10 protein-coding genes are annotated in these 13,666 nt (G+C 52.5%); 1 reads left to right on the plus strand and 9 read right to left on the minus strand.

The window, feature by feature from the left end:
* Window positions 1-19: 19 nt before the first annotated feature.
* The 9 genes from sucD to sdhC form a co-directional block, all read right to left on the minus strand.
* Entirely contained in the window at window positions 20-892 is an 873-nt protein-coding gene (gene sucD, locus JFC11_RS00335) for a succinate--CoA ligase subunit alpha (RefSeq protein ID WP_009722518.1), read from the minus strand.
* Window positions 892-2,058 carry an ADP-forming succinate--CoA ligase subunit beta gene (gene sucC / locus JFC11_RS00340; protein WP_095602385.1) on the minus strand — a complete coding sequence of 389 codons (1,167 nt, stop codon included), beginning with the start codon at window positions 2,056-2,058 and terminating at the stop codon, window positions 892-894. Before sucC ends, sucD begins: the two co-directional genes overlap by 1 nt.
* Before the next feature lie 149 nt (window positions 2,059-2,207).
* Window positions 2,208-3,647, minus strand: a complete 1,440-nt coding sequence (gene lpdA / locus JFC11_RS00345; RefSeq protein ID WP_198348451.1) for a dihydrolipoyl dehydrogenase — start codon at window positions 3,645-3,647, stop codon at window positions 2,208-2,210.
* Between the two features lie 114 nt (window positions 3,648-3,761).
* Complete coding sequence (gene odhB, locus JFC11_RS00350) at window positions 3,762-5,327, minus strand: 2-oxoglutarate dehydrogenase complex dihydrolipoyllysine-residue succinyltransferase (protein ID WP_038482415.1); 1,566 nt, start codon at window positions 5,325-5,327, stop codon at window positions 3,762-3,764.
* Window positions 5,328-5,365: 38 nt separating this feature from the next.
* The gene (locus JFC11_RS00355; RefSeq protein ID WP_038486567.1) at window positions 5,366-8,200 is read right to left on the minus strand and encodes a 2-oxoglutarate dehydrogenase E1 component; all 2,835 of its coding nucleotides are present in this window, start codon (window positions 8,198-8,200) and stop codon (window positions 5,366-5,368) included.
* Between the two features lie 433 nt (window positions 8,201-8,633).
* Window positions 8,634-9,344 (minus strand): succinate dehydrogenase iron-sulfur subunit, encoded by a 711-nt coding sequence (locus tag JFC11_RS00360; RefSeq protein WP_009722513.1) that lies wholly within the window; start codon window positions 9,342-9,344, stop codon window positions 8,634-8,636.
* A 27-nt stretch (window positions 9,345-9,371) separates the two neighbouring features.
* On the minus strand, window positions 9,372-11,144 hold the full coding sequence (sdhA, locus tag JFC11_RS00365) for a succinate dehydrogenase flavoprotein subunit (protein WP_009722512.1): 1,773 nt from the start codon (window positions 11,142-11,144) through the stop codon (window positions 9,372-9,374).
* Window positions 11,145-11,147: 3 nt separating this feature from the next.
* Window positions 11,148-11,495: a succinate dehydrogenase, hydrophobic membrane anchor protein gene (gene sdhD, locus JFC11_RS00370; protein WP_038482412.1), complete on the minus strand. Its 348-nt coding sequence runs from the start codon at window positions 11,493-11,495 to the stop codon at window positions 11,148-11,150.
* A complete protein-coding gene (gene sdhC, locus JFC11_RS00375) occupies window positions 11,489-11,866 on the minus strand; it encodes a succinate dehydrogenase, cytochrome b556 subunit (protein WP_171880175.1) in 378 nt (125 codons plus the stop codon). The genes sdhD and sdhC overlap by 7 nt, the downstream gene beginning before the upstream one ends.
* 486 nt (window positions 11,867-12,352) lie before the next feature.
* Between sdhC and gltA the strand changes: the two genes are divergently transcribed.
* Window positions 12,353-13,639, plus strand: coding sequence for a citrate synthase (gene gltA, locus JFC11_RS00380; protein WP_083002030.1), 1,287 nt, complete (start codon window positions 12,353-12,355; stop codon window positions 13,637-13,639).
* The last annotated feature ends 27 nt before the right edge of the window (window positions 13,640-13,666 follow it).

The following is a 13,666-nucleotide window of genomic DNA, read 5'->3' on the forward strand; positions in this document are numbered from 1 at the left end:
GCGACTAGAGGTCGATGGCTTACCAGCCAGTGACTTCTTTCAGTGCATCGCCGATTTCAGCCAGAGAACGCACGGTTTTAACACCAGCATCTTCCAGGGCAGCAAACTTCTCATCCGCAGTACCTTTACCGCCAGAGATGATTGCGCCCGCATGGCCCATACGCTTGCCAGGAGGTGCAGTGACACCGGCAATGTAGGAAACCACAGGCTTAGAAACGTTGGCTTTGATGTAAGCCGCTGCTTCTTCTTCAGCCGTACCACCGATTTCACCGATCATCACGATCGCTTCGGTTTTCGGGTCTTTCTCGAACATTTCAAGAATGTCAATAAAGTTAGAACCTGGAATCGGGTCACCACCGATGCCTACACAGGTAGACTGACCGAAACCATGGTCAGTTGTCTGCTTAACGGCTTCGTAAGTCAGGGTGCCTGAACGCGACACGATACCGACTTTACCCGGCTGGTGAATGTGGCCCGGCATGATGCCAATTTTACATTCGCCAGGCGTGATAACACCTGGGCAGTTCGGGCCGATCAGACGTACGCCCAGCTCGTCACATTTTACTTTTGCTTCGAGCATGTCTAGCGTCGCGATACCTTCGGTGATGCACACGATCAGCTTGATGCCAGCGTTAGCAGCTTCAAGAATCGAGTCTTTGCAGAACGGTGCCGGAACGTAGATCACGCTGGCTTCCGCGCCGGTTTTCTCGACCGCTTCTTTCACGGTGTTGAAAACGGGCAGGCCCAGGTGCGTCTGGCCGCCTTTGCCCGGCGTAACACCACCGACCATTTGCGTGCCATAGGCAATCGCCTGTTCGGAGTGGAACGTGCCCTGGCCACCCGTGAAACCTTGGCAGATGACCTTGGTGTTCTTATCGATCAGGATGCTCATTACTTGCCCTCCGCTGCTTTTACAACCTGCTGAGCCGCGTCGGTCAGACTGGTAGCAGCGATGATGTTCAGACCGCTAGACGCCAGTTTTTCAGCGCCCAATTCAGCGTTGTTACCTTCCAGACGCACAACCACTGGAACGTTAACACCAACTTGTTCAACAGCACCGATGATGCCTTCAGCAATCATGTCGCAACGAACGATACCGCCGAAGATGTTCACCAGAACCGCTTTGACGTTGTCATCAGACAGAATGATCTTGAACGCTTCTGCAACGCGCTCTTTGGTCGCACCGCCGCCAACGTCCAGGAAGTTAGCAGGCTTGCCGCCACTCAGGTTGACGATGTCCATGGTGCCCATGGCCAGGCCAGCACCGTTAACCATGCAGCCGATGTTGCCATCAAGCGCTACGTAGTTCAGTTCCCACTTCGCTGCATCAGCTTCACGCTGATCTTCCTGGGAAGGATCGCGCATCGCTTGAAGGTCCGGATGACGGTACAGCGCGTTGCTGTCGAGTCCCAGTTTCGCGTCGAGGCAGTGCAGATTGCCTTCGTCGGTAATAACCAGCGGGTTAATTTCTAACAGTGCCAGATCTTTGTCATGGAACAGCTTAGAAAGGCCCAGGAAGATCTTGGTGAACTGCTTGACCTGGTCGCCTTTAAGGCCCAGAGCAAATGCCAGCTCACGCGCTTGGTAGGGCTGTGCACCAACCAACGGATCGATTTCGGCTTTCAGAATTTTTTCTGGCGTTTCTTCTGCAACGGTCTCGATTTCAACACCGCCTTCAGTAGAGGCCATGAAGACCACGCGACGAGTGGTGCGATCAACGACGGCGCCGAGATACAGCTCGTCAGCGATATCGGTGCAAGTCTCAACCAAAATTTTAGCAACCGGCTGACCTTTTTCGTCAGTCTGGAAGGTTACCAGGTTCTTGCCTAACCACTGCTCGGCGAAAGCTTTTGCTTCAGCCGGATCTTTAATCAGCTTAACGCCGCCCGCTTTACCGCGGCCGCCAGCGTGAACCTGGGCTTTAACCACCCACATGTCACCGCCGATCTTTTTACACGCTTCTTCAGCTTCTTCGGGAGTGTCCACGGCAAAGCCTTTAGACACTGGTAGACCATAATCAGCAAACAGCTGTTTGCCTTGATACTCGTGAAGGTTCATCGATTCATGCCATTGGTTGCATGTGACTCGAACGATGACCCGCTGCTTTAAAAGAGCGGGGCATCCCCGTACCTTCGTCCCCGCTGATTTCTCACAGAGCCGAAAGTGTTGCGCCACCTGACGGTGGCGCTTGGTTGTTGCTTAGCGAATTACTTGCGCTTCTTACGGTTAGCCATATGAATGGCATGGCCATCTACCGCAAGAGCTGCTTCGTGCACAGCTTCCGACATAGTCGGGTGTGCATAGCAGGTCAGAGCCAGGTCTTCGGCGCTGGAGCCGAATTCCATTGCAATCACGCCCTGGGCAATCATCTCACCCGCGTGCTGACCAACGATATGCATGCCGAGAATACGGTCGGTTTCCGCATCGGCGATAATCTTGGCGCTACCTTCGGTGGCGTTGTTCGCCATCGCACGACCACTTGCCGCGAACGGGAAGCTACCGGTCTTAACTTCAATGCCTTTCGCTTTGGCATCTTGCTCAGTCATACCGACCCAAGCTACTTCCGGGAACGTGTAAATCACGTTCGGAATCGTGTCGTAGTTCATCTCGGCTTTGTGACCAGCGATGATATCAGCGACCATGATACCTTCTTCAGATGCCTTGTGCGCCAGCATGGGGCCACGCACACAGTCACCAATGGCATAAACACCGGGTACGTTAGTGCGGCACTGGTCATCAACAAAGATAAAACCGCGTTCGTCCAGCTCAACGCTCACACCATCAGCAATCACACCCTTGGTGTACGGACGGCGACCAACGCAAACAATCAGCTTGTCGAAGATCATTTCCTGTTCGCCATTGGCATCGGTGTACTTAACGATGACTTCGTCGCCGTTGGTTTCCGAACCAGTCACACGGGCGCCCAGTTTAATATCCAGCCCCTGCTTTTTGAGCAGTTTCTGCGTTTCTTTCGCGATCGCCGTATCGACCATCGGCAAGAAGCTATCCATCGCTTCCAGAACAGTAACTTCAGAACCTAAGCGGTTCCAAACACTACCCAGTTCTAGGCCGATAACGCCAGCACCAATAACGCCTAAACGCTTCGGCGCTTCCTGGAATTCCAGCGCGCCAGTAGAGTCAACAATCAAGCCTTCGGTTAGCGGCGTCGGCGGAATTTCAACCGGCACGGAACCTGCAGCAACTACGATGTTATCAGCGTCGTAAGTGGTGGTATTGCCGTCCAGATCGGTAACTTCAACTTGCTTACCGGAAATCACTTTACCGGTACCTTCAATAGCCGTAACGCCATTGGCTTTAAATAAGCCAGAGATGCCGCCGGTCAAGTTCTTAACGATCTTGTCCTTGCGAGCCATCATTTTTTTGACGTCCATCGTGACGTCACCGGCATTAATACCCATGTCGTCGAAATCGTGCTTGGCTTCGACGAACTTATGCGAGGCTTCAAGCAACGCTTTAGACGGGATACAGCCGACGTTCAAACACGTACCGCCGTGAACGACATTGCCTTCTTTACCAATCCATTTTTCAACACAGGCGGCTTTCAGGCCCAGCTGCGCAGCGCGGATAGCCGCTACGTAGCCACCGGGACCTGCACCGATAACGATCACATCAAACTTGTCAGCCATGTTGGCTCCTTTAGCTTGGTTGCCTCCCCCCATTTGAACCTAAAACGGGCAGGAGGCAAGGTGCGATTGCATTAGAACGCTAATACAGCAGAGGAGGCGGATCAGCGCGCTCCGTTATACGTCCAGCAGCAAGCGAGCCGGGTCTTCCAGCAGCTCTTTAATAGTAACCAAGAATCGTACCGCATCTTTACCATCAATCATGCGGTGGTCGTAGGACAGCGCCAGATACATCATCGGGCGAATCTCGACCTTACCATTCACAGCCATTGGACGATCCTGGATTTTATGCATACCCAGGATAGCGGTTTGAGGTGGATTGATAATCGGGGTCGACATCAAAGAACCAAATGTACCGCCGTTAGTGATAGTGAAGGTGCCGCCGATCATGTCATCCATGCCCAGCTTACCGTCACGACCACGCTTACCGAAATCAACAATGGTGCGCTCAACGTCGGCAATTTTCATGCTATCGGTATCACGCAGCACCGGTACAACCAAGCCACGATCCGTTGATACCGCAACGCCGATATCTTGATAACCGTGATAAACGATATCGGTACCATCAATAGAGGCGTTAACATCCGGGAAGCGCTTGAGTGCTTCAGAAGCCGCTTTCACAAAGAAGCCCATAAAGCCCAGCTTAATATCGTGGGTTTTCTGGAACGTATCTTTGTACTGCGCACGAAGCGCCATGATTTCAGTCATGTCCACTTCGTTATAAGTGGTCAGCATGGCAGCTGTTTGCTGTGCCTGAACCAGACGCTTAGCAATAGTTTGACGCAGACGCGTCATCGGAACGCGCTTCTCGACGCGATCACCTTCCACTGCCGGTGCGGCGGCGGCTGCTTTCGCCGGCGCTGAAGATTTCGCTGCTTTTTTGGCAGAACCATCTTTCACGGCTTTTTGCACGTCTTCTTTCAAGATGCGGCCACCTTTGCCGGTGCCCTCAATCTTGGCAACATCCAGATCATGCTCAGCAACCATCTTACGTGCCGCCGGCGCTAGGATCTTATCGCCGATTTTCTCATCAGAACCTTCATCATCGCTACCCGCAGCGCTTGAAGAAGAGGCACTGCTGCTCTCTTCACCAGCGCCACCAGCACCTTCGGTAAAGATGGCCAGAACCGCTTCGGATTCAACCTGGCTGCCTTCTTCGGCTTTAATTTCTGCCAGTGCGCCGTCGGCAGGTGCGACAACTTCTAGCACCACCTTGTCGGTTTCGATGTCGGCTAACACTTCATCGCGCTTAACCGCTTCACCTACCTTCTTGTGCCATGTTGCCACGGTGCCTTCCTGGATAGACTCAGGGAAGCTTGGGGCTTTTACGTCATGTTGCTTACCACCGCCGTTACCGCCGCTGGCTTTTTTCTCTTCGCTTTTCTCAACAGACTTTTTAGCACTAGCATCGTCAGAAGATTTTTCTTCTTTACTGCTAGACGCGCTGCCTTCACCGATTTTGCCTAACACTTGCTCTGACTCGACGGTCTCGCCCTCTTCGGCCATCACGTCAGTCAGGGTACCCGCTTCCGGTGCGACGACTTCTAGCACCACTTTGTCGGTTTCGATTTCAACAATCAGCTCGTCACGTTCGACGCTGTCACCCGGCTTTTTATGCCACGCAGCCACAGTGCCTTCGGCAACGGATTCCGGAAAGGTTGGCGCTTTGATATCAGTAGCCATGTCGTTTCCCTTATATGTTCTCTAAACCCGGTGGGCGCTTATAGGTTAAAAGCGTCTTCCACCAGCTGGCGCTGCTGTTCAGTGTGGACGGACATATAGCCCGCTGCCGGTGCGGCAGAGGCAGGACGTCCTGCAAATTTCAAATCACGTCCGAGGCCATCTTTCAGCATATCGGCGACGGCGCGCATGTGGTGCTGACTTGAGTACCAAGCGCCCTGGTTTAGCGGCTCTTCCTGGCACCACACGATGTCTTCCACATTGGCATACGCCTGGAGCACTTCCAAAAGTTCTTCTTTCGGGAAGGGGTAGAGTTGCTCAAGACGAATAATCGCCGTGTCATCACGCTCGTTTTCTGCACGCCAGTTGGCTAGGTCGTAGTACACCTTACCGGCACACATGATAACGCGAGTCACCTTTTCTGCTTCAAGATTCGCCTGATCCGGTAGCACCATGTAGAACTTGCCGTGAGCAAGATCCTCTAGGCTAGATACCGCTTCTTTGTGGCGCAGTAGCGACTTCGGCGACATGATCACCAGCGGCTTACGCAACGGACGAATGACTTGACGTCGCATCAGATGGTAAATCTGTGCGGGAGTCGTCGGCACACACACCTGCATGTTGTGCTCAGCGCACAGCTGCAAGAAGCGCTCTAACCGCGCGGAGGAGTGCTCTGGCCCCTGACCTTCATAGCCATGTGGCAACAGCATGGTCAGTCCACACAGTCGTCCCCATTTGGTCTCACCAGAAGAGATAAACTGGTCAACCACTACTTGGGCACCGTTGAAGAAGTCACCAAACTGGGCTTCCCAAATGACTAAGTCACCCGGCGCTGTCGTGGAGTAGCCGTACTCAAACGCCAGCACAGCCTCTTCCGATAGGAAAGAGTCGTGAATGGTAAAGCGCGGTTGACCGTCTGACATATTCTGCAGCGGTACGTACGTAGAACCATCTTTCTGGTTATGGATAACCGCATGCCGGTGAGAGAACGTCCCACGACCAACATCCTGACCGGTAATACGAATCGGATGCCCCTGATCAAGCAGCGTGGCATACGCTAGCGTTTCAGCGAAGCCCCAGTTAAGCCCCATGCCGCCCGCCTGCATTTTGCGACGGTCTTCATAGATTTTAGCGACTTGACGCTGAACTTCGACGCCATCAGGAATCTCGCACATTCTCGCGGCCAACTGCTGCAGACGCTTCATATCGAAGGTAGTGTCTGCATCACCGGTCCACTCATGCCCTAGGTAGGGAGCCCAATCCACAAAGAGTGATGTATTAGGCTCTTGCACCAAGGCATTGGCTACGTGATTGCCCGCCACAAGATCATCGCGGTAGGTTTCAACCATTGCCTTAGCGTCTTCTTCTGACAATACGCCCTGCTCGACCAGACGTTTTGCATAGAGTGAACGCGAAGAAGGGTGATCTTTAATCTTGGCGTACATCATCGGTTGGGTGCCCGATGGCTCGTCGGCCTCGTTGTGGCCACGGCGGCGGTAGCACACCAGATCAATAACAACGTCTTTCTTAAACTGTTGACGGTAATCCAACGCCACTTGGGTCGCATGGATAACCGCATCTGGATCATCGCCGTTAACATGGAAAATCGGCGCCTGAACCATCTTAGCAATATCAGTACAGTATTCGGTGGAGCGCGCATCCAAGGGGTTCGACGTCGTAAAGCCCACTTGGTTGTTAATCACGATGTGTACTGTGCCACCGGTTTTGTAGGCACGGGTTTGAGACATCTGGAATGTCTCCATGACCACGCCCTGACCAGCAAACGCTGCATCGCCATGAACGTTGATTGGCAGTACTTTGCTGCCCTCTTCATCATTACGGCGATCTTGACGTGCGCGTACCGAGCCTTCTACTACCGGCGCAACAATTTCCAAATGCGACGGGTTAAACGACATTGCCAAGTGAACTTCGCCACCAGGCGACATGACGTTAGAGCTGAAGCCTTGGTGATATTTCACATCACCAGAACCACGCTCAATCACCTTTTTACCGTCGAACTCGTCGATCAATTCAGCGGGATTTTTCCCCAGAATATTAACCAACAGGTTCAAACGGCCACGGTGAGCCATGCCAATAACAACTTCTTTAGTGCCATAGCCGCCGGAGCGCTGAATCAACTCGTCCATCATCGGAACAAATGATTCACCACCTTCAAGACCGAAGCGTTTGGTACCTGGATATTTAGACGCTAGGTAATTTTCCAAACCTTCGGCAGCGGTAAGGCGCTCAAGCACATGCTTACGCACATCGTCGCTGAATTTCGGCGCACTGCGCACCGATTCAAAACGCCGTTGCAACCAACGTTTCTCTTCGGTATCGACAATGTGCATGATCTCGCAACCGATAGAGCGACAATAGGTCTGCTCCAGCGCATCAACAATCTCACGCAGCGGTGCTTTATCAATACCTAAAAAAAACGAACCGGTCTGGAACTCGGTGTCAAGATCAGCTTTAGAAAGCTGATGAAATGACAGATCGAGGTCTGGGACGGGGGTGGGATTACGCAGTCCTAGCGGGTCGATATTGGCCTTCTGATGACCACGAAAGCGGTATGCGTTAATCAGCTGCAGGACCTTCACCTGCTTTTTATTCTCACCGCTATCGGAGGCGGCGGCTACCCGGCCTGGGCGACTTTCACGACCCAGTTGGTAGAACTGATCACGAGTGGGGCTTAGTGGAACATCGTGGGAGGCACTGCCCTCAGAACGAGGCAACTGATCAAAATAGCTGCGCCATTCATCTGAGACAGAATCAGGATCGGCGAGGTACTGCTCATAAAGCGCTTCCACGTAGTGGACATTGCCACCACTAACGTGAGAGGAACGCCACATCAACTCCATTATGCCTTGTTGCATCTCTCGGTCACCCTGCACTGATGGGGTGGTATCGGTATCGCTGCAATCGCGCAACGACATCGCTATTGCCCTGCCGGCGGGGCGGGACATATGCCGGCGGCGCCGACCGATGGCCGGAAGCCCTATTCATACTAGCTGTAAGTACTACATTTTCACTACGTACCACTTCAGTACGCTCTATTTCATACGTACTATTATACCTTCGTCTACTTACTACGTTAATACGAAGGCTTCTTTTATCTAGTCGTGCTCAATCAGTTCATGCTCAAAAGCCGGTACTTGCGGCACCGGCTTTTAAACTTGACTGGCTAGGTAGTGCGACGTGTCGCCGCACCACCTAACGCCCCTATGATAACAAGCGAAGCGCCACGATTTAAGTGGCTTTGTGCAGCAACTTACGTAGCGATCGCATTTTTTTCATAGGATTAGGCGTTTACGTCGCATCAGCCAACAACATTTCACGAATTTTACCAATTGCACGGGTCGGATTTAGCCCTTTTGGACAAACCGCAACGCAATTCATGATGCCGCGGCAACGGAACACGGAGAACGGATCTTCCAGGCTGGTAAGACGTTCGCGGGTAGCCGTGTCACGTGTATCCGCAAGAAAGCGATAAGACTGAAGCAAACCAGCCGGACCGACAAACTTGTCTGGATTCCACCAGAACGATGGGCATGACGTGGAACAGCAGGCACACAGAATACACTCATACAGGCCATCGAGCTTGTCGCGCTCTTCTGGTGATTGCAGACGCTCAATCGCTGGTGCAGGCTCATCGTTCTGCAAGTACGGCTGAATGCGCTCGTACTGCTTATAGAACAGCCCCATATCCACAACCATATCGCGGATAACCGGCAGACCCGGCAACGGGCGCAAGGTCAGCTTATTGCCTTTCACAACATCTGACAGCGGCGTAATACATGCCAAGCCGTTTTTGCCGTTCATGTTCATGCCATCGGAACCGCATACGCCCTCACGGCAGCTGCGACGGAACGCAAGTCCGCTATCCTGCTCTTTCATCAGATGCAGAACATCCAGCACCATCAGATCGCGGCCTTTAGTATCGACCTGGAACTCCTGCATATAGGGCGCGGAGTCGGTTTCCGGATTGTAGCGGTATACGGATACCTGAAGGTTAGACATGGTGACTCCCTCTCGTCAGTGCAGAGATTAGTAGGTGCGAACCTTAGGCTCGAATGTATCAACAGTTTTCGGCTTGAAGTTAACGTCGCGCTTCTTCAGCTCTTTCGTGGCCGGGAAGTAAAGCGAGTGCTTCAGCCAGTTGACATCATCACGGTCAGGATAGTCGTAGCGCGAGTGCGCACCACGGCTCTCATTACGCTCAAGGGCAGCAATCGCCGTTGCTTCTGCCACTTCCATTAGGTTATCAAGTTCTAAAGCTTCAACACGCGCCGTGTTGAACGCATTGGACTTGTCAGGCAGGTGCGCATTGGCAATTCGGCTGCGCAGATCCGCCAGTTTCTTGACACCTTCCTGCATATTCTTCTCTTCACGGAATACACCGAAAGAGGTCTGCATGATGTCTTGGAGCTCTGCTTTAAGCTCAGGAATGCTCTCGCCACCTTCCGATTCATTCCAGCGCGTAATACGTTTCATCGCTGATTCGATATCAGATTCAGAAGCATCCAGGTAATCAATACCTTCGTTCAGCGCGCCTTCAATAAACATCCCCGCCGCACGACCGAAGACCACCAGATCCAGCAACGAATTACCGCCCAAGCGGTTAGCGCCGTGAACCGATACACACGCCGCTTCACCACAAGCAAACAAACCGTTAACGATATGATCGTTGCCGCTTTCGTCCTGGGTAATTGCCTGACCATGAATATTGGTCGGAATACCGCCCATCATGTAGTGGCAAGTAGGCACGACAGGAATCGGATCTTTAGCAGGGTCAACGTGAGCAAACGTTTTCGACAGCTCAACGATACCCGGCAGGCGCTTACCAAGAACTTCTTCACCCAGGTGATCAAGCTTCAAGAAGACGTGATCGCCCTTCTCGCCACAACCACGACCTTCCAGAATTTCCATGACCATTGAGCGTGCAACAACGTCACGGCCTGCCAAGTCTTTGGCGTTCGGCGCATAACGTTCCATGAAGCGTTCGCCATCTTTATTGATCAGGTAACCACCCTCACCACGGCAACCTTCAGTGACCAGCGTACCCGCACCATAAATACCGGTCGGGTGGAACTGCCACATTTCCATGTCCTGCATCGGGAAGCCAGCACGTAACGCCATGCCGATACCATCGCCAGTATTGATCAAGGCATTAGTAGTAGAGGCGTAGATACGACCTGCACCACCCGTGGCCAGAACAGTGGCTTTCGATTTAACGTGGACAACTTCGCCAGTTTCGATGCACATGGCGATACAACCAACCACATCACCGTTGCTGTTTTTCACCAGATCTACCGCGTACCACTCATTCAAGAACGTGGTGTTGTTCTTGAGGTTGTTTTGGTAGAGCGTGTGAAGCAGTGCGTGGCCAGTACGGTCAGCGGCTGCGCAGGTACGTGCCGCCTGACCGCCTTCGCCGAAGTTTTTCGACTGGCCACCAAACGGACGCTGATAAATACGGCCATTATCAAAGCGCGAGAACGGCAGCCCCATGTGCTCAAGTTCAAACACCGCTTTCGGGCCTTCTGAACACATGTACTCAGCTGCGTCTTGGTCGGCAATGTAGTCGCCGCCTTTAACAGTGTCGTACATGTGCCAGCGCCAGTCATCGTTCGGATCTGACGATGCGATGGCGCAAGTAATACCACCCTGGGCAGAAACCGTGTGAGAGCGTGTCGGGAACACTTTGGACAGTACGGCTGTCTTTTTGCCAGATTTGGCAAGTTCTAAAGCAGCACGCAAGCCAGAGCCACCGCCACCGATGATAATGGCGTCAAATGTCAGGCTACGAAGGTTAGACATGTATCAAGCTCCCCACAGAATTTGAATGCCCCACACCAGATATACGAAGATGGCCAGAATAATCAGAGTCTGGGCACCCACGCGCAGGCGAGTGGACTTGAGATAATCGGTGGTGACCGTCCACAAACCGATCCAGGCGTGCGCTGCAATGGAGACAAATGCGAGCAGCGAGAAAATACGCATCCAAGTTTGATCGAACAGTCCACTCCAAGCGTAGTAATCCAGATTAGGATTGAGCAGCAGGTAGGCGACGATAAAGACGGTATATACAGCCAAGATTACCGCTGAAACGCGCTGCATTAGCCAATCGGATAACCCGCTACGGCCAAAACTTGTGATGTTGGTTACCATACCCAAACTCCTGCCAGGATGATCAGAACGACACTGACGACAACAGTGATTTGTGCTTTTTTCACGCCACCTTCTAGGGTCACGCCGATATCCGCATCCATCAACAGGTGTTTGATACCTGCTACAAAATGGAATGCCAATGCGGATAACAATCCCCAGGCAATGAACTTGGCGAAAAAGTTATTGGCCAATGCGTTGCTGACGGCATCAAAGCCAGCCGGAGACGATAGTGATTTACCCAGCGCCCAAAAAGCGAAAATCAGGCCAACGAAGAGGATGACACCCGTAATACGGTGTGTAATCGACGTTAGCGCCGGTAGTGGGAAATGTATCGTAGTAAGGTCTAAGTTTACGGGTCGTTTGCTATTCACGGCGTTATACACACTCTCTTGGCCCGCTCTGCGACAGGTCGGGCATGGCCCGAGCGGGCAGTGGTTGCTGGAAGGGGCTCGGCCGTTGCCAAGTCGAGCACGACCTCCTACCTGCCGGTCGCGCGCCGTGGATTATAAGAACCTTCGCCCCTGCTGACAAACCGAACTCAAGCTTAACTCGACTATGGTGCAAGAAAAATGAGGTCAACCTGAGTCGATTTTGCGTTGCAGCATGGTTATAGTGACAGGAGATTGATGGTTTGATAAGTCCGTTAACGTGTCGTCAACCCCCTGACGCCTCTACCACGAACTCCACGCTTATCATATACAAAGATTATCCAACACAACAACAGCTGTACAAGGATACCTAGCGCTTAGGCTAATTGACAAAATGTCGCACACTTCTATAGTAGGCGAGCCTTTTCGCCGGCGCGGTATGCGAAACAACGACATTACGTCCCAAACCGAATTCGAAAGGAGGCCAGCATGGCTGACAGGAAAGCGACATTGACGGTAGACGGTCTAGAAAAATCGATCGAACTACCCATGTATTCCGGCACACTTGGCCCCGACGTCATCGACGTACGCGGCTTAGGTGCTGAAGGCCTGTTTACCTACGATCCCGGCTTCATGGCCACCTCTTCCTGCCAGTCCGCTATCACTTATATTGATGGCGGCAAGGGCGTGCTGCTTCACCGCGGCTACCCTATCGACCAACTGGCCAAAGAGTCTAATTTTGTCGAGGTATGCTACACCCTACTATTCGGTGAACTGCCTAACGATGAACAGTATGCAGATTTCGAGTCGCGCATTCGTAACCACACCATGGTGCACGACCAAATCAACAATTTCTTCAAAGGGTTTCGCCGCGATGCGCACCCAATGTCTATTCTTTGTGGCGTCGTTGGCGGCCTAGCCGCCTTCTACCATGACCACATGGACATTACCCAAGAAGAAGATCGCGTGATCAGCGCTATTCGCCTCATTGCAAAAATGCCGACCCTGGCCGCAATGTCGCACAAATATAATGTTGGCCAGCCGTTCAACTACCCCCGCAACGACCTGAGCTATGCAGAAAACTTCCTCTACATGATGTTCAGCAATCCGTGCGAAGAGTACAAAATCAACCCAGTGTACGCGAAAGCCATGGACCGCATCTTTATGTTACACGCGGATCATGAGCAAAACGCCTCGACCTCTACAGTACGCTTAGCAGGCTCAACCGGCGCCAATCCCTTTGCCTGTATCAGCGCCGGTATTGCGGCACTTTGGGGCCCAGCACACGGCGGTGCCAACGAAGCCGTACTGAATATGCTTGATGAAATTGGCGACGACTCTGAAGAAAACATTCAGAGGTTTGTCGACAAAGCAAAAGATAAAGACGACCCCTTCAAGCTGATGGGCTTTGGTCACCGCGTATATCGCAACTTTGACCCGCGCGCCAAAGTAATGAAAGAGACCTGTGATGAAGTCCTTGCCGAGCTTGGCTTAGCTGACGACCCGCAGCTCAAAATCGCCAAGCGCCTAGAGCAAATCGCCCTTGAAGATGAGTACTTCATTGAGCGTAAGCTGTATCCAAACGTCGACTTCTACTCTGGCATCATTCTCAAAGCCATGGGCATACCGACCAATATGTTTACCGTTATTTTCGCGGTATCTCGCACCATTGGCTGGATCTCTCACTGGCATGAAATGCTCAGCGAAAGCTACAAAATTGGCCGCCCACGTCAGCTGTATATCGGCCACGATATGCGCGACTATCCTAAAAAATAACGCCACGGTAACAACGTAGCGTGACTA

Source organism: Vreelandella alkaliphila (genome assembly GCF_016107625.1).
In the GTDB taxonomy this organism is placed as follows: domain Bacteria; phylum Pseudomonadota; class Gammaproteobacteria; order Pseudomonadales; family Halomonadaceae; genus Vreelandella; species Vreelandella alkaliphila.

What these genes read in the sequence shown, in the direction of transcription:
- sucD (WP_009722518.1), bottom strand. Translation starts at nt 892, where the DNA reads ATGAGCATCCTGATCGATAAGAACACCAAGGTCATCTGCCAAGGTTTC.
- sucC (WP_095602385.1), bottom strand. Translation starts at nt 2,058, where the DNA reads ATGAACCTTCACGAGTATCAAGGCAAACAGCTGTTTGCTGATTATGGT.
- lpdA (WP_198348451.1), bottom strand. Translation starts at nt 3,647, where the DNA reads ATGGCTGACAAGTTTGATGTGATCGTTATCGGTGCAGGTCCCGGTGGC.
- odhB (WP_038482415.1), bottom strand. Translation starts at nt 5,327, where the DNA reads ATGGCTACTGATATCAAAGCGCCAACCTTTCCGGAATCCGTTGCCGAA.
- JFC11_RS00355 (WP_038486567.1), bottom strand. Translation starts at nt 8,200, where the DNA reads ATGCAACAAGGCATAATGGAGTTGATGTGGCGTTCCTCTCACGTTAGT.
- JFC11_RS00360 (WP_009722513.1), bottom strand. Translation starts at nt 9,344, where the DNA reads ATGTCTAACCTTCAGGTATCCGTATACCGCTACAATCCGGAAACCGAC.
- sdhA (WP_009722512.1), bottom strand. Translation starts at nt 11,144, where the DNA reads ATGTCTAACCTTCGTAGCCTGACATTTGACGCCATTATCATCGGTGGC.
- sdhD (WP_038482412.1), bottom strand. Translation starts at nt 11,495, where the DNA reads ATGGTAACCAACATCACAAGTTTTGGCCGTAGCGGGTTATCCGATTGG.
- gltA (WP_083002030.1), top strand. Translation starts at nt 12,353, where the DNA reads ATGGCTGACAGGAAAGCGACATTGACGGTAGACGGTCTAGAAAAATCG.